This window comes from Streptomyces sp. PH9007 (assembly GCF_059813725.1).
In genome coordinates this window covers 2,316,989-2,340,464 of record NZ_CM187440.1, presented here as the reverse complement: position 1 = coordinate 2,340,464, position 23,476 = coordinate 2,316,989, and the positions used below count along the sequence as shown (strand labels likewise).

At 72.5% G+C, this 23,476-nt stretch carries 27 protein-coding genes and 1 tRNA gene; 20 read left to right on the top strand and 8 right to left on the bottom strand.

Going from position 1 to position 23,476, the window contains the following annotated elements; translation table 11 throughout:
- The first annotated feature begins 2 nt into the window (after positions 1–2).
- Positions 3–668 carry a hypothetical protein gene (locus ACTFAP_RS10575; protein WP_500468905.1) on the top strand — a complete coding sequence of 222 codons (666 nt, stop codon included), beginning with the start codon at positions 3–5 and terminating at the stop codon, positions 666–668.
- Here ACTFAP_RS10575 and ACTFAP_RS10570 read toward each other — a convergent pair.
- Positions 633–1,025 (bottom strand): hypothetical protein, encoded by a 393-nt coding sequence (locus tag ACTFAP_RS10570; RefSeq protein WP_500468904.1) that lies wholly within the window; start codon positions 1,023–1,025, stop codon positions 633–635. The genes ACTFAP_RS10575 and ACTFAP_RS10570 overlap by 36 nt on opposite strands.
- A gap of 93 nt (positions 1,026–1,118) precedes the next feature.
- Between ACTFAP_RS10570 and ACTFAP_RS10565 the strand changes: the two genes are divergently transcribed.
- The 4 genes from ACTFAP_RS10565 (at position 1,119) to glmM (ending at position 5,415) form a co-directional block, all read left to right on the top strand.
- Positions 1,119–2,738 carry an ABC-F family ATP-binding cassette domain-containing protein gene (locus ACTFAP_RS10565; RefSeq protein WP_436980429.1) on the top strand — a complete coding sequence of 540 codons (1,620 nt, stop codon included), beginning with the start codon at positions 1,119–1,121 and terminating at the stop codon, positions 2,736–2,738.
- A 219-nt stretch (positions 2,739–2,957) separates the two neighbouring features.
- The gene (gene rplM, locus ACTFAP_RS10560) at positions 2,958–3,401 is read left to right on the top strand and encodes a 50S ribosomal protein L13 (protein ID WP_030736222.1); all 444 of its coding nucleotides are present in this window, start codon (positions 2,958–2,960) and stop codon (positions 3,399–3,401) included.
- A 41-nt stretch (positions 3,402–3,442) separates the two neighbouring features.
- The gene (gene rpsI / locus ACTFAP_RS10555; protein ID WP_400012883.1) at positions 3,443–3,958 is read left to right on the top strand and encodes a 30S ribosomal protein S9; all 516 of its coding nucleotides are present in this window, start codon (positions 3,443–3,445) and stop codon (positions 3,956–3,958) included.
- Between the two features lie 101 nt (positions 3,959–4,059).
- The gene (glmM, locus tag ACTFAP_RS10550) at positions 4,060–5,415 is read left to right on the top strand and encodes a phosphoglucosamine mutase (RefSeq protein WP_400012891.1); all 1,356 of its coding nucleotides are present in this window, start codon (positions 4,060–4,062) and stop codon (positions 5,413–5,415) included.
- A gap of 90 nt (positions 5,416–5,505) precedes the next feature.
- On the opposite strand, the gene coaA is transcribed toward glmM, so the two are convergent.
- Positions 5,506–6,477, bottom strand: a complete 972-nt coding sequence (coaA, locus tag ACTFAP_RS10545) for a type I pantothenate kinase (protein WP_046723701.1) — start codon at positions 6,475–6,477, stop codon at positions 5,506–5,508.
- 273 nt (positions 6,478–6,750) lie between these two features.
- Here coaA and ACTFAP_RS10540 point away from each other — a divergent pair, with 273 nt between their 5' ends.
- Positions 6,751–7,314, top strand: coding sequence for a glucosamine--fructose-6-phosphate aminotransferase (locus tag ACTFAP_RS10540; RefSeq protein ID WP_500468903.1), 564 nt, complete (start codon positions 6,751–6,753; stop codon positions 7,312–7,314).
- Complete coding sequence (locus ACTFAP_RS10535; protein ID WP_500468902.1) at positions 7,311–7,679, top strand: holo-ACP synthase; 369 nt, start codon at positions 7,311–7,313, stop codon at positions 7,677–7,679. The genes ACTFAP_RS10540 and ACTFAP_RS10535 overlap by 4 nt, the downstream gene beginning before the upstream one ends.
- 146 nt (positions 7,680–7,825) lie before the next feature.
- Here ACTFAP_RS10535 and ACTFAP_RS10530 read toward each other — a convergent pair whose 3' ends face one another.
- Positions 7,826–9,385 carry an NAD(P)H-hydrate dehydratase gene (locus ACTFAP_RS10530; RefSeq protein ID WP_500468901.1) on the bottom strand — a complete coding sequence of 520 codons (1,560 nt, stop codon included), beginning with the start codon at positions 9,383–9,385 and terminating at the stop codon, positions 7,826–7,828.
- A 50-nt stretch (positions 9,386–9,435) separates the two neighbouring features.
- Between ACTFAP_RS10530 and alr the strand changes: the two genes are divergently transcribed.
- Together alr and tsaE are read left to right on the top strand one after the other, a co-directional pair.
- Entirely contained in the window at positions 9,436–10,593 is a 1,158-nt protein-coding gene (gene alr / locus ACTFAP_RS10525) for an alanine racemase (protein WP_390122090.1), read from the top strand.
- Positions 10,594–10,603: 10 nt separating this feature from the next.
- Positions 10,604–11,098 carry a tRNA (adenosine(37)-N6)-threonylcarbamoyltransferase complex ATPase subunit type 1 TsaE gene (gene tsaE / locus ACTFAP_RS10520; RefSeq protein WP_500468900.1) on the top strand — a complete coding sequence of 165 codons (495 nt, stop codon included), beginning with the start codon at positions 10,604–10,606 and terminating at the stop codon, positions 11,096–11,098.
- 35 nt (positions 11,099–11,133) lie between these two features.
- Here tsaE and ACTFAP_RS10515 read toward each other — a convergent pair whose 3' ends face one another.
- Positions 11,134–11,697: a L,D-transpeptidase gene (locus ACTFAP_RS10515; RefSeq protein ID WP_500468899.1), complete on the bottom strand. Its 564-nt coding sequence runs from the start codon at positions 11,695–11,697 to the stop codon at positions 11,134–11,136.
- 131 nt (positions 11,698–11,828) lie between these two features.
- Here ACTFAP_RS10515 and tsaB point away from each other — a divergent pair, with 131 nt between their 5' ends.
- The 7 genes from tsaB to ACTFAP_RS10480 all read left to right on the top strand — a co-directional run bounded on the left by tsaB (position 11,829) and on the right by ACTFAP_RS10480 (position 16,808).
- Entirely contained in the window at positions 11,829–12,494 is a 666-nt protein-coding gene (gene tsaB, locus ACTFAP_RS10510; RefSeq protein ID WP_390122088.1) for a tRNA (adenosine(37)-N6)-threonylcarbamoyltransferase complex dimerization subunit type 1 TsaB, read from the top strand.
- Positions 12,491–12,988 (top strand): ribosomal protein S18-alanine N-acetyltransferase, encoded by a 498-nt coding sequence (gene rimI, locus ACTFAP_RS10505; protein WP_500468898.1) that lies wholly within the window; start codon positions 12,491–12,493, stop codon positions 12,986–12,988. The genes tsaB and rimI overlap by 4 nt, the downstream gene beginning before the upstream one ends.
- 11 nt (positions 12,989–12,999) lie before the next feature.
- Positions 13,000–14,118: a tRNA (adenosine(37)-N6)-threonylcarbamoyltransferase complex transferase subunit TsaD gene (tsaD, locus tag ACTFAP_RS10500; protein WP_500468897.1), complete on the top strand. Its 1,119-nt coding sequence runs from the start codon at positions 13,000–13,002 to the stop codon at positions 14,116–14,118.
- Between the two features lie 17 nt (positions 14,119–14,135).
- Positions 14,136–14,366 carry a hypothetical protein gene (locus ACTFAP_RS10495; protein WP_390122105.1) on the top strand — a complete coding sequence of 77 codons (231 nt, stop codon included), beginning with the start codon at positions 14,136–14,138 and terminating at the stop codon, positions 14,364–14,366.
- Complete coding sequence (locus ACTFAP_RS10490; RefSeq protein ID WP_500468896.1) at positions 14,363–15,553, top strand: mandelate racemase/muconate lactonizing enzyme family protein; 1,191 nt, start codon at positions 14,363–14,365, stop codon at positions 15,551–15,553. The genes ACTFAP_RS10495 and ACTFAP_RS10490 overlap by 4 nt, the downstream gene beginning before the upstream one ends.
- On the top strand, positions 15,550–16,059 hold the full coding sequence (locus tag ACTFAP_RS10485; protein ID WP_495684364.1) for a methylated-DNA--[protein]-cysteine S-methyltransferase: 510 nt from the start codon (positions 15,550–15,552) through the stop codon (positions 16,057–16,059). Before ACTFAP_RS10490 ends, ACTFAP_RS10485 begins: the two co-directional genes overlap by 4 nt.
- An 80-nt stretch (positions 16,060–16,139) precedes the next feature.
- A complete protein-coding gene (locus ACTFAP_RS10480; RefSeq protein ID WP_500468895.1) occupies positions 16,140–16,808 on the top strand; it encodes a TetR/AcrR family transcriptional regulator in 669 nt (222 codons plus the stop codon).
- A gap of 70 nt (positions 16,809–16,878) precedes the next feature.
- On the opposite strand, the gene ACTFAP_RS10475 is transcribed toward ACTFAP_RS10480, so the two are convergent.
- The 3 genes from ACTFAP_RS10475 to ACTFAP_RS10465 form a co-directional block, all read right to left on the bottom strand.
- A complete protein-coding gene (locus ACTFAP_RS10475; RefSeq protein ID WP_495684362.1) occupies positions 16,879–17,334 on the bottom strand; it encodes a DUF7144 family membrane protein in 456 nt (151 codons plus the stop codon).
- 73 nt (positions 17,335–17,407) lie between these two features.
- Positions 17,408–18,043 (bottom strand): GAP family protein, encoded by a 636-nt coding sequence (locus ACTFAP_RS10470; RefSeq protein WP_500468894.1) that lies wholly within the window; start codon positions 18,041–18,043, stop codon positions 17,408–17,410.
- A gap of 171 nt (positions 18,044–18,214) precedes the next feature.
- Positions 18,215–18,287, bottom strand: a tRNA-Arg gene (locus ACTFAP_RS10465).
- A gap of 106 nt (positions 18,288–18,393) precedes the next feature.
- Between ACTFAP_RS10465 and ACTFAP_RS10460 the strand changes: the two genes are divergently transcribed.
- From ACTFAP_RS10460 to ACTFAP_RS10450, 3 genes are all read left to right on the top strand, one after another.
- Positions 18,394–19,701: an enolase C-terminal domain-like protein gene (locus tag ACTFAP_RS10460; RefSeq protein WP_500468893.1), complete on the top strand. Its 1,308-nt coding sequence runs from the start codon at positions 18,394–18,396 to the stop codon at positions 19,699–19,701.
- 285 nt (positions 19,702–19,986) lie between these two features.
- Positions 19,987–20,208, top strand: a complete 222-nt coding sequence (locus ACTFAP_RS10455) for an aldo/keto reductase (RefSeq protein ID WP_495684359.1) — start codon at positions 19,987–19,989, stop codon at positions 20,206–20,208.
- A 10-nt stretch (positions 20,209–20,218) separates the two neighbouring features.
- A complete protein-coding gene (locus ACTFAP_RS10450) occupies positions 20,219–20,617 on the top strand; it encodes an NUDIX hydrolase (protein ID WP_500468892.1) in 399 nt (132 codons plus the stop codon).
- A gap of 110 nt (positions 20,618–20,727) precedes the next feature.
- On the opposite strand, the gene ACTFAP_RS10445 is transcribed toward ACTFAP_RS10450, so the two are convergent.
- A complete protein-coding gene (locus ACTFAP_RS10445; protein ID WP_390122067.1) occupies positions 20,728–21,741 on the bottom strand; it encodes a sigma-70 family RNA polymerase sigma factor in 1,014 nt (337 codons plus the stop codon).
- 418 nt (positions 21,742–22,159) lie between these two features.
- Here ACTFAP_RS10445 and ACTFAP_RS10440 point away from each other — a divergent pair, with 418 nt between their 5' ends.
- Positions 22,160–23,416 carry a M6 family metalloprotease domain-containing protein gene (locus tag ACTFAP_RS10440; RefSeq protein ID WP_390122066.1) on the top strand — a complete coding sequence of 419 codons (1,257 nt, stop codon included), beginning with the start codon at positions 22,160–22,162 and terminating at the stop codon, positions 23,414–23,416.
- Positions 23,417–23,476: the final 60 nt, after the last annotated feature.

Here is a 23,476-nt window from a genome sequence, read left to right as displayed (position 1 = left end):
CAATGAAAGCAAAAGGCAAGGCGGCGGCCAATGACGGCTTGTTGATATTCCTGATAGTTTATTCAGGGATACTTGTCTACGGCGGATTTTTTGGCTCTATTGGCATGGTCGCCATGGTTGGCCTGCCGGTAAGTATTCTTGTCGGCCTGGCGTCTGCTTCGCTTAAATGCCAAAGGATGAGAAGGGTTGAAATTGGCAGACGGCAGGAAGGGGGAAAATGGACGGATGCTGTCGAAGTAGGTTCCTGGCGGCGCGACGGTAATGGCTACAAGAAGCACATTCGACTAGATAGCGCCCGTTACGCTTTGTATCTCCACGAGTATCTAGGTGCGTTTTCTGCCTCCCTGGTTGCTGGTGACGGCGAAAAGATAGCAACCTTTCCGCAGTTTGCAAAGAATGCAGGAGGCTTGACCTATCTCCTTCGTCGGGGAATTTCGGGTGAAATCCCAGGGTCTGATGTAAAAATTGCACTGCATAGGATCGAAAAAGGGAAGCTGCTCATGGATGTGGGTTCAAGGTTCATTATCGACCGAAGAACCGTGCGCGCCGGAAGCGTTATAGTTGCAGTTCGCGATGAGATTGGCTGGCGAGTCAAAGACGGCCTGTCTAATCGAGAGTCGATGGTCTGCGCACTATTGCTTGGATCTGGAATCCCCGATCTTTCCTGAATGATTGAGGGCAGATAAATATCCATAATTCTCAACGCTGGATTCAGGTGGATAATAGTTTATCACAATCCATCTGACATCCTGGACATTGCGCTTTAATATGTTCCTTCTGTTGGCGTTCGGGCGGTTGATTTGCTCTTCAAATGCCAACTTCGTGCAGAGGTAAATGAAGGCCAGGCTGCTGCCACCCGGGTGTTCGCTGGCGGGGAGTTTGTGCTTCTGCCGTTCGTAGGGGGTGGCTTTTGTCGTCAGCGGGCCAGCACAACCGCGACGCGACGGTCTGACCGGCCTTTCGCCGAAGCGGCGACCGTGTCCGAGGTCGGTGGAACGCTGGGTGTGGGCGGTCTTGGTTTTCACGGGGCTGGCGATGCGCGATGTGACTGAGCTCCAAGCGGGACGGTGACAGAAACCCGGTTGGGTCGGCCCCTCCCGGCTGGGAGCATGGGGGGCATGGGGCATGTTGAGGTGGCGCATCTGGAGTACGTGCTGGCCGATGGGCGGGTGCTGCTCGACGATGTGTCGTTCCGGGTGGGGGAAGGGGCCGCCGTCGCCCTCGTCGGGGGGAACGGGGCCGGCAAGACCACCCTGCTGCGGCTGATCGGCGGTGAGCTGACTCCGCAGGCCGGCGGCGTCACCGTCAGTGGCGGCCTGGCCGTCATGCCGCAGTTCGTCGGCAGCGTGCGGGACGAGCGGACCGTACGGGACCTGCTGGTGTCCGTCTCCCCGCCGCCGCTGCGCGCGGCGGCCGGGGCCGTGGACGAGGCCGAGCTGGCCGTCATGACGCGGGACGACGAGGACGCGCAGATGGCGTACGCGCAGGCGCTCGCCGACTGGGGCGAGGCGCGCGGGTACGAGGCCGAGACGCTGTGGGACATCTGCACCACGGCCGCGCTCGGGGTGCCCTACGAGCGGGCCCAGTGGCGGCAGGTGCGCACCCTGTCCGGCGGTGAGCAGAAGCGGCTGGTGCTGGAGGCGCTGCTGCGCGGCCCCGAGGAGGTGCTGCTGCTGGACGAGCCGGACAACTATCTGGACGTGCCGGGCAAGCGCTGGCTGGAGGAGCGGCTGCGGGAGACCCGCAAGACCGTGCTGTTCGTCTCCCACGACCGTGAGCTGCTCGCCCGGGCCGCCGAGAAGATCATCAGCGTGGAGCCGGGGCCCGCCGGGTCGGACGTGTGGGTGCACGGCGGCGGCTTCGCGACGTACCACGAGGCCCGCGAGAAGCGGTTCGAGCGGTTCGAGGAGCTGCGCCGGCGCTGGGACGAGAAGCGGGCCCAGCTGAAGAAGCTGGTCGTGGACATGCGGCAGTACGCGTCGCGCAGCGACGACATGGCGAGCCGGTACAAGGCGGCGCAGACCCGGCTGCGGAAGTTCGAGGAGGCCGGCCCGCCGCAGGAGCCGCCGCGCCGCCAGGACATCCGGATGCGGCTGCGTGGCGGCCGTACCGGGCTGCGGGCCGTCACCTGTCAGGGCCTGGAGCTGACCGGGCTGATGCGGCCGTTCGATCTTGAGGTGTTCTACGGGGAGCGGGTGGCCGTCCTCGGCTCGAACGGGTCCGGGAAGTCGCACTTCCTGCGGCTGCTGGGCGGGGACGGGGTCGACCACAGCGGCGCCTGGAAGCTGGGGGCACGGGTGGTGCCGGGGCACTTCGCCCAGACCCACGCCCACCCCGAGCTGCTCGGCCGGACCCTGCTGGACATCCTGTGGACGGAGCACGCCAAGGCGCGCGGCCCGGCCATGTCCGCACTGCGCCGCTACGAGCTGGACCGGCAGGCCGAGCAGCGCTTCGAGCGCCTGTCGGGCGGGCAGCAGGCACGCTTCCAGATCCTCCTGCTGGAGCTGGTGGGGAGCACGGCGCTGCTGCTGGACGAGCCGACCGACAACCTGGACCTGGAGAGCGCCGAGGCCCTTCAGGCCGGCCTGGAGGCGTACGAGGGGACGGTGCTGGCCGTCACGCACGACCGGTGGTTCGCGCGGTCCTTCGACCGCTATCTCGTCTTCGGCTCGGACGGTGTGGTAAGGGAGACGTCGGAGCCGGTGTGGGACGAGCGACGGGTCGTGCGGGAGCGGTAGCCGGGGCGCCCGCGTTTTGACCGGCGCGGGGCGGTGACGGTAATCTGCCTGGCTGAATGCGTTTGGCTTGCTCGTTCTCACGTGAGGGGCCTTGCGCCGGTCTATCTGGTCGGTTTCCAGCGGTCCCGCTTCCGGTATGCGTCACCGGGTGCGGGCGGTGCTGTGATCACCGGGTGGCCTTGTCAGGACCCATTCACTGAAGAAGCGAAGGCTACGACCGTGCGTACGTACAGCCCCAAGCCCGGAGACGTGCAGCGTCAGTGGCACGTCATCGACGCCACCGACGTCGTCCTGGGCCGCCTGGCCTCACAGGCCGCCACCCTTCTGCGGGGCAAGCACAAGCCGGTGTACGCCCCTCACGTTGACACGGGTGACTTCGTCATCATCATCAACGCCGAGAAGGTGCACCTGTCCGGCAACAAGCGGACCCAGAAGCTGGCCTACCGCCACTCCGGTTACCCGGGTGGTCTGCGGTCCATCCGCTACGACGAGCTGCTGGAGAAGAGCCCGGAGAAGGCCGTCGAGAAGGCCATCAAGGGCATGCTCCCGAAGAACTCGCTCGGCCGTCAGGTTTTCTCGAAGCTGAAGGTCTACGCGGGCGACCAGCACCCGCACGCTGCTCAGCAGCCGGTCCCGTTCGAGATCACCCAGGTCGCGCAGTAGTCCCGGCCACCCCCTAAGACGAAAAGAATCTGAGGAGCATCGTGGCCGAGCCCACCACTGACGAGACCATCGACACCGAGGTGCCCGAGGTCGAGGAGTACACCACCGAGAGCGCGCCGGAGGAGTTCGCGACCTCCGACGAGGAGTTCGCCGAGCGCTTCGGCGAGCCGCTCCCGGGCGCCGGCACCGGTCGGCGCAAGAACGCCATCGCCCGCGTGCGCATTCTGCCGGGCACCGGCAAGTGGAAGATCAACGGTCGCACCCTGGAGGGGTACTTCCCCAACAAGGTGCACCAGCAGGAAGTCAACGAGCCGTTCAAGGTGCTCGAGCTGGACGAGCGCTACGACGTGGTCGCGCGCATCTCCGGTGGCGGCATCTCCGGCCAGGCCGGTGCGCTGCGTCTGGGTGTCGCCCGGGCGCTGAACGAGGCCGACGTGGAGAACAACCGCGCCGCGCTGAAGAAGGCCGGCTTCCTGACCCGTGACGCCCGCGCCGTCGAGCGCAAGAAGGCCGGTCTGAAGAAGGCCCGTAAGGGTACCCAGTACAGCAAGCGCTAACCCGATTGCTGCTGACGCCCCGACAGTGCTTACGCGCTGTCGGGGCGTTCTTTTATAAGGTTAACGACGCGGGTCAGCCTTGTGAACGTGGAGGAATGACAGTGGGACGACTCTTCGGTACCGACGGGGTACGCGGAATCGCCAACGCGGATCTGACGGCCGAGATGGCCCTCGGGCTGTCCGTGGCGGCGGCGGGCGTGCTCAGCGGTGACAGTGCCGGTGACGGTCGGCCCACGGCGGTGGTCGGGCGCGACCCACGGGCATCCGGGGAGTTTCTCGAGGCGGCGGTGGTGGCCGGGCTGGCCAGCGCCGGGGTGAACGTGGTGCGGGTGGGCGTCCTGCCGACCCCGGCCGTCGCGTACCTGACCGGCTCGCTGGACGCCGCCTTCGGCGTGATGCTGTCCGCGAGCCACAACCCGATGCCGGACAACGGCATCAAGTTCTTCGCGCGCGGCGGGCACAAGCTCGCGGACGATCTGGAGGACCGGATCGAGGCCGCCTACCGCGCCCACGCGGCGGGCGAGCCGTGGGACCGGCCGGTGGGGGCCGGGGTCGGCCGGGTCACCGAGTACGGGGCCGGCGCGGACGACTATGTGACGCACCTGGTGGGCGCGCTCCCGAACCGGCTCGACGGGCTGAAGATCGTGGTCGACACGGCGCACGGGGCGGCCGCCCTGGTGGCGCCGGGTGCGTTCGCGCGCGCCGGCGCCGAGGTGGTGGCGATCGGCGCGGACCCGGACGGCCTCAACATCAACGAGGGCTGCGGCTCCACGCACCTGGAGCCGCTGCGGGCGGCCGTGGTGGAGCACGGCGCGGACCTCGGCATCGCGGTGGACGGGGACGCCGACCGCTGCCTGGCCGTGGACGCGGCGGGGCGCGACATCGACGGCGACCAGATCATCGCCGTGCTGGGCGTGGCGATGCGGGAGGCCGGCACGCTGCGCGAGGACACGGTGGTCGCGACGGTGATGTCGAACCTCGGTCTGTCCCTGGCGATGGAGCGCGAGGGGCTGCGGCTGCTCCAGACGTCGGTGGGGGACCGGTACGTGCTGGAGGAGATGCGGCGCGGCGGGTACGCGCTGGGCGGCGAGCAGTCCGGGCACGTGATCGTCACCGACCACGCGACGACCGGGGACGGCACGCTGACCGGGCTGCTGCTGGCGGCGCGGGTGGCGGACACCGGGCGGACGCTGGCCGATCTGGGCACCGTGATGGAGCGCCTGCCGCAGGTGCTGATCAATGTGCCGGACGTGGACAAGGCGCGGGTGGGGCGTTCCCCCGAGCTGGCGGACGCGGTGACGGACGCGGAGCGGCAGCTCGGGGCGACCGGGCGCGTCCTGCTGCGGCCCTCGGGGACGGAGCCGCTGGTACGGGTGATGGTGGAGGCGGCGGACGCGGCGCAGGCGCGGGCGGTCGCGTCGGGCCTCGCGGACGCGGTGAAGTCGGCGCTGGGGTAGGCGGGGACAGGGCGGGTCGCGGGTGGGGCGAAGGGCTCTCCGTCCTCGTCGCTGCCCCTGTTCCCTGTTCCCTCTTCCCTCTTCAGCTCCTCAGATCTTGCGCAGGCGGAGGCGGCGGACCGAGTGGTCCGCCGCCTTCTGCAGCACCAGGGTGGCGCGGCCGCGGGTGGGGGCGATGTTCTCGCGGAGGTTCGGCTCGTTGATGGTGCGCCAGGTGGTGAGCGCGTACTCCATGGCCTCGTCCTCGGGAAGTGCGGCGTGCCGGTGGAAGTGCGAGGCCGGGTTCTGGAAGGCGGTGGCGCGCAGCTGGCGGAAGCGCTCCAGGTACCAGGTCTCGATGTCGGCGGGGCGGGCGTCCACGTACACCGAGAAGTCGAAGTAGTCGGCCAGGCCCACCTGGCCGGGGGCGGCGGGCTGCAGGACGTTGAGGCCCTCGATGATCAGTATGTCGGGGCGGCGTACGGTCAGCCGCTCGCCGGGGACGATGTCGTAGCTCAGGTGCGAGTACACGGGTGCGCTGACCTCGGCGCGGCCGGCCTTCACGTCGGCGACGAAGCGGGTGAGGGCGCGGCGGTCGTAGGACTCGGGGAAGCCCTTGCGGGACATCAGGCCGCGACGTTCCAGTTCCGCCTTGGGCAGCAGGAAGCCGTCGGTGGTCACGCGGGCGACGTGCGGGTGCTCGGGCCAGCGGGCGAGGAGAGCCTGCAGGAGGCGGGAGACGGTGGACTTGCCCACGGCGACGCTGCCGGCCACGCCGATGACGAAGGGGGTGGCGGGCTGAGGGCCGCCGAGGAAGGTGCTGACGGCGTTGCGCAGCTGGTGGGTGGCGGCGACGTGGAGGTTGAGGAGACGGGAGAGGGGGAGGTAGATCTCCCGTACCTCGTCGAGGTCGATGACGTCACCGAGGCCGCGCAGGGCGTCGAGTTCGGGTGCGGTGAGGGGCAGGGGCGTACGGTCGCGCAGCGCGCTCCACTCGGCGCGGCTGAGGTCGATGTACGGGCTGGCCTGCGGGGCGGGGGAGCCAGGGGGGACGTCTGGGGGCGAAGTGGTCACGGGGAACATTGTGCGGGGGCGGGCCATGCCGGGCGTGGCGGGGGCGCGGGGGCGGGCTACTCTGCCCGCATGTGCGGCATCGTCGGGTACGCGGGGGCAGGGGGCCAGTCGGCCGAGGGTGTACTGCTGAGGGGTCTTGAGCGGTTGGGACGGCGCGGGGAGCCGGTGGGGGCGGAGGGTCCGGCGCGCTCGGCGGGGGTCGTGGTGTCGGCGGACGGAGGGCTCGGCGCGACGTGGGGCGGGCCTGGTGGGCCTGGTGGGCCGGGTGGGCCGTCACCTGCGGTGGAGAGGCTGCGGGAGGAGCTGGAGCGGCGGCCGTTGCCGGCGGGGATGTGCGGGATCGGCGGGCTGGGGGGTGTGCCGGGTCTTGACGGTGCCGGGCGGGTGGCCGTGGTGCTGGCGGGGGCGGTGGACGCGGGGGCGCTCGCTGGGGCGCGGGAGGAACTGTGGGGGCGCTCAGGCGCGCCGGGCGCGGTGGCGGGAGTGACGCCGGGGCCGGTGGCGGATGCCGAGGTGGTGGCGCGGCTGGTGGCCGAGGCGTTCTCCTCGTGCGGTGAACTGGTCGAGGCGGTACGGCAGGTGCGGGGGGTGCTGGCGGGCGGGTTCGCCGCGCTGGTGGTGCACGCAGATGAGCCGGACACGGTGGTCGGCGCGGCGGCCGGGGTGCCGCTGGTGGTCGGAGCCGCCGACGGTGCGGTGCGGTTGGCCTCGGACGCCGGGGCATGGGGGGACGGGGCGGGCGAGAGCGTTGTGGTGAAGGGCGATCAGATGGTGCTGGTGCGGCGGGAGTTCGGCGAGGTGCGGTGGGAGATCACCGAGGGGTGGGGCGTGGTGGTGGCGCCGTGATCGTCGGGGTGGGAATCGATGTGGCGGAGATCGCGCGGTTCGGGGAGTCGCTGGAGCGTACGCCGCAGCTGGCCGACCGGCTGTTCGTGACGGCCGAGTTGTGGCTGCCGAGCGGGGAGCGGCGGGGGATCGCCTCGCTGGCGGCGCGGTTCGCGGCGAAGGAGGCGCTGGCGAAGGCGCTGGGGGCGCCGGGCGGGCTGCGGTGGACGGACGCGGAGATCTGCCAGGAGGACTCGGGGCGGCCGTGGTTGCGGGTGCGGGGGACGGTGGCGGAGCGGGCCGAGGTGCTGGGCGTGCGCTCGTGGCATGTGTCGCTGAGTCACGACGCGGGCGTGGCCTCGGCGGTGGTCATCGCGGAGGGATGATCACCAGTTCGAGTGAAAAGAGCTGGTGAGGGGTGTGCCGGGCGGGTGGGGTGGGGCAGTCTTGGGTCATGGCGGCCAAGGGGGCGGTCACGGAGGGGAGTCGGTGATCGGCTGGCTGGGGCCGATGACCGGCGATCCGTGCGGGATCAGGGGAGGGGGAATGCGGATGGGGAGGACGAGGCCGCGCCGCCCGTGCCGGTGCCGGTGCCGGTGCCGGTGACGCGGGCCCAGGCCCGGGGGAGGGCGGCGGCGACGGTGGTGGCGCTGGGCGGGGTGGGCGCCAGGGAGCCGGCGAGGCCGTGGAGATGGGCCGCTGCCGAGGCGGCGTCCAGGGCGGGGAGCCCCGAGGCGAGGAGGGAGCCCGCCAGGCCGGACAGCACATCGCCGCTCCCGGCGGTGGCCAGCCAGGGCGTACCGGTGGGGTTCGCGCGGACCGGGCCCCGGGGATCGGGGTCGGCGATCAAGGTGGTGGACCCCTTCAGCAGCACCGTCGCCCCGTAGCGCTGGGACAGCTCGCGCACGGCCGCCAGCCGTGCGGACTCCACCCGCTCCCGGGTGGTGCCCAGCAGCGCCGCCGCCTCGCCCGCGTGCGGGGTGAGGAGAGTAGGTGCCTCGCGGGTCCGCAGACGGTCGGGGTCCAGCGCGCGCAGACCGTCCGCGTCCACCAGCACCGGCACCTCGGTGGCCAGCACCTCCGCCACGATCTCCCTGGCGGCCGGCTCCTCGCCCAGTCCTGGGCCCACCACCCAGGACTGCACCCGGCCGGCGTGGTGGGGGGACCCGGAGGAGACCAGCGTCTCCGGGTACCGGGCGAGCACGTGATCGCTCGCCGGTCCTGCGTAGCGGACCGCGCCCGCCCCGCCGTGCAGGGCCCCGGCCACGCACAGCACGGCGGCCCCGGGGTAGCGGGCGGAGCCGGCGGCGATGCCCACCACACCGCGCCGGTACTTGTCGCTCTCGGCCGAGGGCCGGGGCAGCAGGGCGGCCACGTCGGCGCTCTCCAGGGCGGCCAGCTCGGGCACGGCCGGCAGCTGGGGGGTGAGACCGATGTCGACGAGGTGCACCTCGCCGGCGTGGGTCCGGGCCGGGTCCACCAGCAGACCCGGCTTGAGGGTGCCGAAGGTGACGGTGAGCGCGGCGCGCACGGCCGGTCCGTTCACCTCGCCGCTGTCCGGGTCGACGCCGCTGGGCAGGTCGACCGCCACCACCGGGGCTCCGGCGTCGGCCACCCGCTGGGCCAGGTGGGCGGCGTCGGGGCGCAGCCCGCCCCGGCCGCCGATGCCGACGATGCCGTCCACCACCAGGTCGGCCGAGCGCAGAAGGGAGGAGACGGATGAGGTGTCCGCAAGGGTGAGAACCCTGCCGCCGGCGCGGCGCAGGGCGGCCAGCCCGGCCGGGTGGGCCCGCTCGGGGGACAGCAGCACGGCGGTGACGGCCGCACCGCGGCGCGCCAGCCGGGCGCCGGCGTACAGGGCGTCGCCGCCGTTGTCCCCGCTGCCCACCAGCAGGGCCACCTTGGCGCCGTACAGCCGGGCCGTGCGGGTGGGCCGGTCCCGGGTGGGCCGCCCGGTGGCCCTCGTCAGCAGGGTGGCGCAGGCGGCGGCCAGCCCGGCGGCCGCGCGGGTCATCAGGGTGCCTGCGGGCAGCCGGGCCATCAGGGCGCTCTCGGCGGCGCGTACGGTCTCCACACGGTAGGCGGTCCTCATGGGCCCAGTCTGCGGCAGAGCGGGCGTTCTCTCCTGCGACACTTGAGCCTATGAGCGACCAATTGCCGCCGGAAAGTGCCCGGCTGCGTGCCGAGATCGATCTGGCCGCGCTGCGGTCCAACGTCCGCGCGCTGCGCGAGCGGGCGGTCGGCGGCGCGCAGGTGATGGCCGTGGTCAAGGCCGACGCCTATGGGCACGGTCTGCTGCCCTGCGCCCGCGCGGCACGCGAGGCCGGCGCGGCCTGGCTGGGGACCGCCACCCCGCAGGAGGCGCTGGCCCTGCGGGCGGCCGGGGACCGCGGCAGGCTGCTGTGCTGGCTGTGGACGCCCGGCGGGCCGTGGCGGGAGGCCATCGAGGCGGACATCGATGTCTCGGCGAGCGCGCGCTGGGCGCTCACCGAGATCGTCACGGCGGCACGGGCCTGCGGACGCACCGCCCGGGTGCACCTCAAGGCGGACACCGGCCTGGGGCGCAACGGCTGCCAGCCCGCCGACTGGCCCGACCTGGTCGCCGCCGCCCGCGAGGCGGAGGCCGAGGGCACCGTCGTGATCACCGGTCTGTGGTCGCACTTCGCGTGCGCCGACGAGCCGGGGCACCCCTCCATCGCCGCCCAGCAGGAGGCGTTCCGGACGGCGCTCGACATCGCCGAACGCGCCGGGATCAGGCCCGAGGTGCGGCACCTCGCGAACTCGCCCGCCACCCTCACCCTGCCCGGCACCCACTACGACCTGGTCCGGCCCGGAATCGCGGTCTACGGCCTGTCGCCCTCCCCCGAGGTGGGCACGCCGCACGACCTCGGGCTGCGGCCCGTGATGACGCTGCGCGCCCAGCTCGCGCTGGTGAAGCGGGTGCCGGGCGGCCACGGCGTCAGCTACGGCCACCAGTACGTCACCCCCGGGGCGACCACCCTGGCCCTGGTGCCGGCCGGGTACGCGGACGGCATCCCCCGGCACGCCTCCGGCAGCGGCCCCGTACTGGTCGCCGGGAAATGGCGGACGGTGGCCGGACGGGTCGCGATGGACCAGTTCGTGGTCGATCTCGGCGGCGACCTGGCCGAGGCCGGGGACGAGGCCGTCCTGTTCGGGCCCGGGGACGGCGGCGAGCCCACCGCCGAGGACTGGGCGCGCGCGACCGGCACGATCGGCTACGAGATCGTCACCCGGATCGGGGCGCGGGTGCCGCGCGTCCATCTGTCCGCCGGCGCGTAGCATCCACAGCATGACGACGTCTGCCGGAGAGGGCACCCGGATCACCGTTCACGGTCCCGAGCGGATGACGGCCCTGGGCCGCCGCCTCGGGGCGCTGCTGCGCGCCGGGGACCTGCTGGTGCTCAGCGGCGATCTCGGGGCCGGGAAGACCACGCTCACCCGCGGCATCGGCGAGGCCCTGGGCGTGCGCGGGGCGGTCACCTCGCCGACCTTTGTCATCGCCCGGGTCCACCCCCCGCTGGGGGACGGGCCCGCCCTGGTGCACGTGGACGCCTACCGGCTGGGCGGCGGGCTCGAGGAGATGGAGGACCTCGACCTCGACGTCTCGCTCCCCGAGTCCGTGATCGTGGTCGAGTGGGGCGAGGGCAAGGTCGAGGAGCTGTCGGGCGACCGGCTGCACATCGCCATCGCCCAGGACGGCGAGGACGCCAGGACCGTCGCCCTCACCCCCGTCGGGGAGCGGTGGGCCGGGGTCGGGCTGACCGGGCCGGAGCCCGGGGCCTGACCCACCCGGCCCCCGAAAACCCGTCCTGCTCCCGCCTACGGGACCACGACCACCTGGGTGCCGACCTCCGCGAACTCCCACAGCTGCGGGCTGTCCTCGGGAGACTGGCGGATGCCACCGGTGCGGGCCTGCGCCGAGGGGTCGGGCAGCGACCCGTCCACGGCGGCCGAGAAGCCGAAGACGATCCCGTCGGCGTCGGTGTGGAAGACCACCACGTGCTGGATTGGCACCCCGTCCGAGCCGGGAATGGCCTCGTCGCGGCGGGTGACCTGGTAGGCGCCGGGCTCCGGGTCGACGGTGCTGCGGTGCGCCGGGTAGGTGTGCAGGACCTCCTCGCCCAGCCCGTCGGGGGCCTCGGCCACCAGCCACAGGCGCTGCGCGGACAGCGAGTAGACCACCCGCACCCCGTCGCCCGACTCGGGCGGCAGCGCGGGGTTCTCGTTCTCGGCCCCGTCCGTCTCGGACGGCTTGTCCGGCACGATCTCCTCGACCGGTGTCGGATCCGGCTTTCCGCCCGCTCCGGGGCGGTCCGGAGCCGCGTTGGCCTGGTACGCGAAGAAAGCGACCACGGCGAGAGCCAGAACGGTGAGCGCGGCCACGGTGGGCCCTGGCCGGGAGCGTGAGTGACTGCGCGCCACAGTGGTGCTGCCGCCTTTCGCGGGATCCGGTGAAACCTGTGGTGACGCTATCAGCAGCATGGCCGGGCGCGAGAGACCGTACGCTTGCTGACGTGCTGCTGCTTGCCATGGATACCGCCACCCCCGCCGTCACCGTCGCGCTGTACGGGGAGGGCCGGGTGCTCGCCTCCTGGGAACAGATCGACGCCCGCCGCCACGGTGAGCTGCTGATGCCCGCCGTGGACCGCGTCCTGTCCACCGCCGGGCGGAAGATCAGCGAGGTCACCGGCCTGGTGGTCGGCAACGGCCCCGGCCCCTACACCGGGCTGCGGGTCGGCCTGGTGACCGCCGCCGCGCTCGGGGCGGCCCGCTCCGTACCGGTGCACGGTCTGTGCACGCTGGACGGCATCGCGCACGCCGCCGGGGCCGCCGGCCTCACCGGCGAGTTCGTGGTGGCCACCGACGCCCGGCGCAAAGAGGTGTACTGGGCGCGGTACGACGCCACCGGCACCCGGGTCGCCGGGCCCGCCGTGGACCGCGCCGGAGAGCTGCCCGCCGAGGTCACCGCGCTGCCCGCCGTGGGAGCCGGGGCCCTGCTGTACGCCGACGCCTTCGCGGACGTGCGCCGCGAGCTGCCGCAGCACGCCTCGGCCGGCGCCCTGGCCGCGCTCGCCGCCCAGCGGCTGGCCGCCGGAGAGGAACTGGAGCCGCCGCGTCCGCTGTATCTGCGCCGCCCCGACGCCCAGGTGCCCGCCGGGTACAAGGTCGTCACCCCATGACCGGGAGCGCCGTCACCCTGCGCGCGATGCGCTGGTGGGACATCGAACCGGTGCTGGCCCTGGAACGCGAGGTGTTCCCCGAGGACGCCTGGACCCCGGGGATGTTCTGGTCCGAGCTGGCGCTGACCGCCGGCCCGCGGCGCAGCAGGCACTACGTCCTCGCGGAGGACCCGGCGGGCGGGACCCCGGCCGGGTACGCCGGACTCGCCGTGGCCGGGGACCAGGCCGACGTGCAGTCCATCGCGGTGGCCCCCGCCCGCCAGGGCAGCGGGCTCGGCGCCCGGCTGCTCACCGACCTGCTGTCCGCCGCCGACGCGGCCGGCTGCGGCGAGGTGTTCCTGGAGGTGCGGGTGGACAACGCGCGGGCGCAGCGGCTGTACACCCGGTTCGGCTTCGAGCCGCTGGGCATCCGGCGCGGCTACTACAAGCCGGGCAACCACGACGCGCTGGTGATGCGCCGGCCGGCGCCCGGCGACCACCATGACGAGAGCTGAGATAGAGAGAGATGGCTGACGAACCGCTCGTGCTGGGCATCGAGACCTCCTGCGACGAGACCGGCGTGGGGATCGTGCGCGGCACCACGCTGCTCGCCGACGCGGTGGCCTCCAGCGTCGATGACCACGCCCGGTTCGGGGGCGTGGTGCCGGAGATCGCCAGCCGGGCGCACCTGGAGGCGATGGTCCCCACCGTCGAGCGGGCGCTGAAGGAAGCCGGGATCGCGGCGAGCGACCTGGACGGCATCGCCGTGACGGCCGGTCCCGGCCTGGCCGGGGCGCTGCTGGTGGGGGTCTCGGCGGCGAAGGCGTACGCGTACGCGCTGGGCAAGCCGCTGTACGGCGTCAACCACCTCGCCTCGCACATCTGCGTGGACCAGCTGGAGCACGGTCCGCTGCCCGAGCCGACGATGGCGCTGCTGGTGTCGGGCGGCCACTCCTCGCTGCTGCTGGCGCCCGACATCACCTCCGACGTCCGGCCGCTGGGCGCGACGATCGACGACGCGGCGGGGGAGGCCTTCGACAAGGTGGCGCGGGTGCTGGGGCTCGGCTTCCCCGGCGGCCCGGTGATCGACCGGTACGCGCGGGACGGCGACCCGGAGGCGATCCGGTTCCCGCGCGGGCTGACCGGCCCCAGGGACGCGCCGCTGGACTTCTCCTTCTCCGGCCTGAAGACCGCGGTGGCCCGCTGGGTCGAGGCCAGGCGCCGGGCCGGGGAGCCGGTGCCGGTCGCGGATGTGGCGGCCTCCTTCCAGGAGGCGGTCACCGATGTGCTGACCCGCAAGGCGGTCCGGGCCTGCAAGGAACAGGGTGTGGACCATCTGATGATCGGCGGCGGGGTGGCGGCCAACTCGCGGCTGCGGGCGATGGCGCGGGAGCGCTGTGACGCCGCCGGGATCACGCTGCGGGTGCCCCGGCCGAAGCTGTGCACGGACAACGGCGCCATGGTGGCGGCGCTCGGCGCGGAGATGGTGGCCCGCAACCGCCCCGCCTCCGGGCTGGATCTGCCCGCGGACTCCTCGCTGCCCGTGACGGAGACCCACATCCCCGGGCACACGCACACGCACGCCGACTCCCACACGCATGTGCACGAGCTGAGCGCCGCCAACCTGTACGGGGGCCGGGCGTGACCACGACCACCACCCTCATGTGGGAGGCGCGGGCCGCCGAGGGCCGGGGCGCCGAACTGCTGGCCTGGGTACGGCAGCAGGCGCTCGACCCCGCCCCCGCCCGCCGGGAGACGTTCACGGCCGCCGCCGACCGGGTGCTCGTCATCACCTGGTGGGAGCGCACCGGCCCCGCCGAACTCCCCGACCCGCCGGCCGGTCTGCTGCACCGGCCGGTGCACCGCTGGCGCTTCCAGCAGGTCCCCGAGTGAGCCGCCCCGCCCGGCCCGTGGTCACCGCGGTGGAGACCTTCCCGCTGGAGTCCCCGCTGCCGGACGGCGGTTACGGCACCGCCAAGGCACCGGGCGACCGCCGGGTGGCGACGCTGGTCAAGGTCACCACCTCGGACGGGATCCACGGCTGGGGCGAGTCCTTCGGGCCGCCGCGCCGGGTTGCCCCGTTCCTCGCCGAGTTCGGCGCCGCGCTGCTCGGACAGCCGGTGGCCGTCCGGGAGAACCCGCTGCTGGACACCCTGTCCACCGGCTACCACCACACCACCGGCGGCCCCCACGTCGCGGCGCTCAGCGGCCTGGACATCGCCCTGTGGGACGCCCAGGCCCGTACGTTCGGCGTGCCGGTCGGCGACCTGCTCGGCGGGCGGCTGCGGGAGAGCGTGGCCGCGTACGCGTCGAGCGGCTACGTCACCCCCGGCCGTGACCTGGGCGAACTGCGCGCCGTACTGGCGCGGAACGCCGCCGAGGGGTTCCGCGCCGTCAAGATCAAGATCGGTCTCTCCCCGGCCGTGGACCGGGCCCGCACGCAGGTGGCCCGGGAGGTCTTCGGCGACACCGGGCTGGTGATGGTCGACTACAACACCAACGCCACCGCTGCCTCCGCCCGCCGCTCCATCGAGCGGCTGCACGACCTGGACCCGTACTGGGTCGAGGAGCCGGTGCCGCCGCACGACCACGCCGGCTACCACGAACTGCGCGCCGCCGCCACGGCCCGCGCCCTCCCGCCGCTGGCCGGCGGCGAGGCGCTGTACACCCGCTACGGTTTCCGCGATCCCATCGCCGGCCGGCAGCTGGACATCGTGCAGCCGGACGTCGCCAAGTGCGGCGGGTTCACCGAGGCCCAGGCGATCCGCGCCATGGCCGCCGCCTGGAACCTCCGGCTGTCCCCGCACTGCTGGGGAACGGGCGTGGCGCAGGCCGCCACCCTCCAGCTGCTGTCGGCGGTGCCCGACGTCCCGTACGGCGCGGGCACCGGTGAACCCCTGATCTTCGAGTTCGACCGGGGGCACAATCCGCTGCGCGAGGGCGTGCTGGCCGACCCGATCCGGCCGACCGCCGGGGGCCGGGCCGAGATCCCGTCCGGCCCGGGGCTCGGGGTGAGCGTGGACGAGGCGTGGGCACGGGCGCACCGGCTGGACGAGCACAGTGTGGCGGTGCGGCGGTGAGCGAGCCGGTGGTGCACACGGTCATCGACTCCCCGGTCGGGCCGCTGACGGCGGTGGCCGAGGAGACGGGGGCGCTGACCGGGCTGTACTTCCCCGGCCATCTGCGGATGCCGCCGCTCGCCGCCCTGGGGCCGCGCGTGGCGGGTGGCTTCGAGGCGGTGCGCGAGCAGCTCGGCGCGTACTTCGCCGGCCGCCTCACCCGTTTCGAGCTGCCGCTGGCGCCGCGCGGCAACGACTTCCAGCGCCAGGTGTGGCGGCTGCTGGTGGAGATCCCGTACGGCGAGCGGCGTACCTACGGGCAGCTGGCGCGGGAACTGGGCGAGGTGTCGCTGTCGCAGGCGGTGGGGTCGGCCAACGCCCGCAACCCGATCTCGGTGATCGTGCCCTGCCACCGGGTGGTGGGCGCGGGCGGCGCTCTGACCGGGTACGCGGGCGGGCTGGAGCGCAAACGCTTCCTGCTGGAGCTGGAGGAGCCGGCGGAGGAACGGGCGGGCCGGCTGTTCTGAGCCGGCGGAGGGGCGCCCCGGCCGTGTCACCATAGGTGGGTCGTTGGTACCCGTTCCGTGACTGCGCCGAGGTGGATGCCGTGTCCGAGCCGGTGGCCCTCCCCCCGATCCCGTCCGGGCGACGCCCCCCGCCGCAGCGCCGCAACGCGCGCTCCAACCGGGCGCGCATTCTGGCCACGGCCCGTCAGGAGCTGGGGCGCAACCCGGATGTGACGCTGGAGGAGCTGGCGCAGGCCGCGGGGGTCGTACGGCGCACTCTGTTCGGGCACTTTCCGGGGCGGGCGGCGCTGCTGGAGGCGCTGGCCGAGGAGGCCGCCGAGGCCATTCGCGGCGCGGTGGCGGCCGGGGCCGAGCAGGTGGCGGGGCCGCCCGAGCAGGCGCTGGCGCACCATGTGTTCGGCATGTGGCCGATCGGGGACCGCTACCGGCTGCTGCTGGCGCTGGCCCGCCGGGACCTGGGCGCCGAGCGGGTGGCCGTGATCCTCGCGCCGGCCAGGGACGCGGTGCGGTCCGTCCTGGAGCGCGGGCGGCGGGAGGGCGTCTTCCACTCCCCGCTGCCGCCGGCGGCGCTGAGCGCCGCGCTCGAGGCGATGACGCTGGCCCTGCTGGAGACCGTCAACACCGGGGAACTGGTGGACGACGGGACCCAGGTCGCGGTGGCGACGCTGATCTCGGCCGGGGTGCCGGAGCCGCGGGCGTCCGCCGTGGTCGCCGAGGTGGCGCCGGTGGCGCGCCCCGCCGCCGGCTGACGCCCCGGCACTCCCGCGCGCCGGGCGGGCCCGCGCGGGACGTCCGCGGCGCGGGGCCGGAACCCGCCGCTCACTCCCGGCGGGGCGGCCGTACGGCGCACAGGGCCCAGATCACGAACGCGTACAGCGCGATCAGCACCACGGACCACAAGGGGTAGTAGGGGATCGTCAGGAAGGCCGCCAGCATCAGCAGACCGGCGATCACCACCCCGGCGACGCGGGCCCACAGCGCCGCGCGGAACAGGCCAAGACCGACCAGGACGGCGAGGATCCCCAGGACGAGGTGGATCCAGCCCCACCGCGTCAGGCTCAGCTGCAGGGCGTAGTCGGGGGTCGAGATGAAGATCTGGTCCTTCGCCAGGGCCATGGAACCCCGGAGGATGTCCATGATTCCGCCGATGACCAGCATGATGGCGGCGAACAGCACCAGTCCCTCGGCCCACAGCGAGCGAGCTTCGGCGGGGCCGGGGGAGTGACCCCCGGGGCCGCCCCCGGCCGGCCCGGTGGAATGCGGTGATGGCTCCATGCTCCGAAGGTCTCTCCGGGCCCCCGCCCCCGACCACCCCACGGGGGCCGTCCGGGTGACGGCGCCGGCGGACTCACGCCCCGGACAGCACCAGAGCGATGAAGAGCACGCAGACGCCGATGTTGATCAGCCAGCTGTGACTGTTCATCCAGTCCCGCACGGCCGGCATGGCGGTCTCCGCCCGGCGACGGAAGAGTGAGCGCAGCAGCAAAGGCAGCGCGGCGATCAGCACCGTCGCCACGATGAACGGCAGGGCGGCGGCGAACCCGGCATGCCGTTGTTCCAGATGAACGCCCACCGTCAGCAGCACGATCAGGTCGGACGGCATCAGCCCGATGACCAGCATCCCCACGGTGAACGCCCGTGCGGCACCGGCCGACATCAGCGTGCCGAGCCACTTGGGCGGCTCGGCGCTCTCCCGGCCGCGCCAGTTCTTCAGCGCCAGCAGGGCCAGCAGCCCCACCAGCACGTACTTGATGATGTTGCCCGCCGAGCCCTTGTCGGACTCACTGCCCAAGTGCACGGCGTTGCCCAGCAGATGGGCGACCAGGAGCATGACCAGGACGCCGGCTGTCACGGCCAGGGCCACGCCGCACAGGAAGGCCAGCGAGACCCGTGTCGCGCGGGGCACGGTGACGAAGATGATCGCCGAGATGATCTGGGGGCCGGCCACCATGGTGATGGCCAGCGGGAGGATGGGAAGGTCCATGGCGCCCGCGGGGTGTCGTCTGCTGCGTCCGCTCGGAGCCCGCTCCGAGACGGACCCGGAGAACATGGGTAACCCGCGGGTGTGTCCGTCAGTCTCCGCCGTTCGGGCGGTGCCGCGCGGCCCGCGCGCCGGTGATCCGGGCGCGAACGGCCGGCGGCCGCTCATGAGCTGTGCCCCCGGCAGGATTCGAACCTGCGACACCGGCTTTAGGAGAGCCGTGCTCTATCCCCTGAGCTACGGAGGCGGGACGGCTGGTCGCCGCCGCGGTCAGTGTAGCGGGTGAGCAGGGACGGCTTCGCGGCGGCGGATCTATGCTTCGTCGGATCCGTACCCCCGAGTGTGGAGGAACGATGACCACCATCGTCAGTGTCGACGCGATAGATGTCCGGTTCCCGACCTCGGCGACCATGGACGGCTCGGACGCCATGAACAAGGACGGGGACTACTCCGCCGCGTACGTCGTCATCAGGACCGATGACCCTCAGCTGTCCGGGTTCGGCTTCACGTTCACCATCGGGCGCGGCAACGACATCTGCGTGCTCGCCGCGCGCTTGCGCGGCCGGCCGCTGGTCGGGCGGAGCGTCGAGGAAGTGGTGGGAGACCTCGGCGGCACGTACCGGGAGCTGAAGTCCGACTCCCAACTGCGCTGGCTCGGGCCCGACAAGGGCGTGGAGCACCTGGCGCTGGCCGCCGTGATGAACGCCGTGTGGGACCTCGCCGGGCGGGTGGCCGGCAAGCCGCTGTGGCGGCTGCTCACCGACATGACCCCCGCCGAACTCGTCGACGTCGCCGACCTGAGCTATCTGTCCGACGTCCTGACCCGGGACGAGGCGATCGGCCTGCTCGCCGAACTCGCCCCCACCCGCGAGCGGCGCGTCGCCGAACTGTCGAGCACCGGCTACCCCTGCTACACCACCAGCGCCGGCTGGCTCGGCTACTCCGACGACAAGCTGCGCCGGCTGTGCCAGGAGGCGGTGGACTCCGGGTACCGGCACATCAAGCTCAAGGTGGGCGGCAGCCTGGCGGAGGACGTCCGGCGGCTGCGCATCGCCCGGGAGGTCATCGGGTACGAGCACGCCCAGCTGATGATCGACGCCAACCAGGTGTGGGACGTGCCGCAGGCCATCGAGTGGGTCGGCGCGCTGGCCGAGTTCAAGCCGTTGTGGATCGAGGAGCCCACCAGCCCGGACGACATCCTGGGCCACGCCGCGATCCGCCGCGCCGTCGCGCCGATCGGGGTGGCGACCGGCGAACACGGCATGAACCGGGTGCTGTTCAAGCAGATGTTCCAGGCGGAGGCGATCGACTTCTGCCAGCTGGACGCGGCCCGGCTCGCCAGCGTCAACGAGATCATCGCGGTGTATCTGATGGCGAAGAAGTTCGGCGTGCCGGTGTGTCCGCACGCGGGCGGCGTGGGGCTGTGCGAGCTGGTCCAGCATCTGTCGGTTTTCGACTACGTCGCGGTGTCCGGCTCGCTGGAGGGCCGGGTCACCGAGTACGTCGACCACCTGCACGAGCACTTCACCGACCCGTGCGTGGTGCGGGAGGGCGCGTACGTCCTGCCGTCCGCCCCCGGGTACAGCGCGCGGATGCACGAGGAGAGCGTGGCCGCGTACACCTACCCGACCGGCGCGTACTGGGCCGCCGCCACCGCCTGACCCCTCTCGGGGAGTGGTGAAAAGGCGGTGCGGACGGCGGCCCGCACCGGTCACCGTGCCGCCGTCGGACGGGGTACCGCGCGACGTGCGCACCCCGCCGTGGAGAACCGAGCACAGGAACGAGCACACACATGCGCTACCGCGAACTGGGCACCACAGGCGCCCGGGTGTCGGAGATCGGCTACGGAGCCTGGGGCATCGGCCAGGGCCGGGCAGCCGTTCCCCGAGGGCGACTGGCGCAACCAGTACTTCCGCGGCGAGCGGGCCGCCCAGGTCGAGGAGCGGGTGGCGGCCATCGTCTCCGACCTGGGCATCGGGGAGGATGAGATCGCCCGCACCGCGCTGCGCTTCGCCACCTCGGGCCCCGGCGTCTCCACGGTCATCGTGGGCATGCGCACGGTCCGCAACGTGGAGCGCAACGTGCCGGTGGGCGACGCCCCGCCGCTGACGGACGAGGAACGCCGGATCCTCGCCCGGCACCGCTGGGACCGCAATTTCTACCAGTGAACGGACGACGATGACCATCATCGACAAGGTCGCATGGCTGCGTCTTGAGGACGGGAAGGTTCTGGGCGCGCGCTCCCGGGGCAAGGACACCTGCTATCTCCCCGGCGGCAAGCGCGAGCCGGGCGAGAGCGACACCGAGACCCTGGTGCGCGAGATCGCCGAGGAGCTGACCGTCTCCATCGACCCGGCCGGCGCGGTGCACGCCGGGACCTTCGAGGCACCGGCGCACGGCAAGGACTCCGGCACCAGGGTGCGCATGACCTGCTACACCGCCGGGTACGAGGGAACGCTCGCGCCCAGCAGCGAGATCGAGGAGCTGATCTGGCTGGGGTACGCGGATCGCGAGCGGGTCTCCGCCGTCACGCGGCTGGTCTTCGACGAGTTGCACGGTGCGGGGCTGCTGCGCTGAGCGGGCCGCGCCCCGACGCGTGAGGAGGTCCCGGCGGTCTTCCGCCGGGACCTCGGTTCTCGTCGTCGGTGTGTGCGTCGTGTGGGTCGTGCCGCGATCGGCGGGTGCTGTTACGCGGCGGCGTCGAAGCCGGAGTCGCTGGCCATCTTCTTCAGCTCCAGCAGGGCGTGCTTCTCTATCTGCCGGATGCGCTCACGGGTGAGGCCGTGCTGCTTGCCGACCTCCGTCAGCGTCCGTTCGCGGCCGTCCTCGATGCCGTAGCGGGCGCGGATGATCGCCGCGGTCCGCTGGTCGAGGCGGCCGATCAGGTCCTCCAGGCCCTCGCGGCGCAGCATCACCAGCACGGACTGCTCGGGCGATGCCGCCGAGGTGTCCTCCAGCAGGTCCCCGAACTGGGTCTCGCCCTCGTCGTCCACCGACATGTTCAGCGAGACCGGGTCGCGCGCCCAGTCCAGGACGTCCTGCACCCGCTCGGGTGTGGAGCCCAGCTCGGCCGCCACCTCCGAGGGCTCCGGCTCGCGGCCCTGCTCGCGGTTGAACTCCCGCTGCACGCGCCGGATCCGGCCCAGCTCCTCCACCAGGTGGACGGGGAGCCGGATGGTGCGCGACTGGTCGGCGATCGAGCGGGTGATGGCCTGCCGGATCCACCAGGTCGCGTACGTCGAGAACTTGAAGCCCTTGCTGTAGTCGAACTTCTCCACCGCCCGCACCAGGCCGGCGTTGCCCTCCTGGATCAGGTCGAGCAGCGGCAGGCCGCTGCGCGGGTAGCGCCGTGCGACGGCGACCACCAGGCGCAGGTTGGAGCGGATGAAGACGTCCTTGGCACGTTCGCCGGCTGCCACGATCGCCTCGAGCTCGTCGTGGGTGATGTCGGCGGCGGGCCCCTGGGTGACGGGCGGTTCGCCGCCGTTCAGCAGACGCTCCGCGAACAGCCCCGCCTCGATCGCGAGGGACAGCTCGACCTCTTTCGCCGCGTCCAGCAGCGGGGTGCGGGCTATCTCATCGAGATACATCCCCACGAGATCGCGCTCGGTGGCATCGCCGCCTGCACTGGACCGGACACTGCCCGTCGACTCGGCACCCTCCACGGTGTCCTTACGTCGGGCGACGGCACGGGTTGCCATACGTGCTCCCTTGCGAGTGATCGAATGCTGTTCGATTGACGCGCTGGTCAACCCGGACGCCTGGGATGCCCCCTCGCCTCCCGCGTCCGTAACGAATCAACGACGGGAATCCGGACAGAATTCCCAAGCGACGCATCTTTTTCTGCCGATGCAGTATCCTGCCCGCCCACGACGGGTCTGTGATCTTGTCCGGTACCCCATGCCGCACCTCACCCGTGCTCACCCCCACGTCGGTGAAGACGAACGGCGCCCTCCGATGGTTGCGCGGGTGCCCGCCACCCGGATGCGTCATTCGGCGCGCGGCCCCCCTTTTCGCGGCCGAAGGTGGATTCCCAACCGGCCTCCACCTCCGACCGGACCGCCACCGCCGCCGCCCGCACCCCGGGCGGCCGCCCGGCGGGGAAGGGCGAGAAGCGAGATGCCCCACATACCCAGCCGCCCCCGGCGAGCCTTCATCGCCGTCGGCGGATCCCTTGCCCTGGTCATGGGTTCAACACCGGGCACGGCCTCCGTACTCCCCGCCCACCTGCTGCGCGCCGCCGCCGCCGTGGAGGGCTCCTGCGCGCCCGCCGAGCACGAGGGGCTCAGCGTCGGCATGCCCACCTCGCCCGGCTACAGCGCCACCACCGGCGTCGTCACCGCCCTCACCGTGTTCATCGACTTCCCCGGCTCCGAGGCGCGCGGGACGACGGAGGAACGGTTCGCCGAGTTCTTCCCGGCCACCAGCGAGTACTTCGCCACCAGCTCCTACGGGCGGCTCGACTACCGGGCCGAGCCCGTCCACCGCTGGCTGCGCATGTCCCAGCCCTTCGAGGCGTACGGCATCGACCGCGGCGCCGGCTGGCACCCGGACGATCCGCAGGGCTACAACCGGCTGCTGACGGAGATCGCCGCCGCACTCGACGGCGAGGACCTGGACCTGTCCGCGTACGACCTGGTCAACGTGCTGGCCACCGCGAACGCCGGCCCTCCCGCCACCGAGAAGGTGCTCTCCGTGTCCTTCCCCGGCCGCCCGCTGGCCCAGACCTCCTCCGGGACGCTCTCCAACGTCAGCTTCATCTGGAGCCGCCAGCCGGGCGAGAGCCCCTACCGGGTCCTGGTGCACGAGAACGGCCACGCCTTCGGCCTGCCCGACCTGTACTGGACCGGCCAGGACAGCGCCCCGCTGCTGGCCGGCCACTGGGACGTGATGGAACAGGACTGGGGCCCCACGAACGACTTCCTGGCCTGGCACAAGTGGAAGCTGGGCTGGCTGCTGCCCCACGAGGTGGTGTGCGTCCCGGGCGGCGCCGGGGTCAGCGACCATCTGCTGCGCCCGGTCTCGGACCCCGCCACCGGGCTGAAGCTGCTCGCCCTGCGCACCGGGGACAGCGAGGCGATCGCCGTCGAGGTGCGCGCCCGCGGCGAACTCGACCGCGTCGTGTGCCGCCCGGGCGTGCTCATATCCCGGGTGGACGCCGCCGTCCCCACCGGCCAGGGCCCCGTCCGGGTGGAGGACGCCACCCCCGGCTCGGCCGGCTGCCAGGCGCTGCCCGACCCGCAGGTGACCGCGGAGCTGACCGATGCCCCCTTCGTCCCCGGCGAAACCTTCACCGACGACGATGCCCGGATCCGTGTCGAGGTCCTCGCCGCCCACCCCGACGGCTCCCACCAGGTACGCGTCACCCGCTGGTGACCTGGGGGCATCACCCGGGGTAAGTTCGGCGAAAAGGCGAGCAGCCACCACGGCGACCAG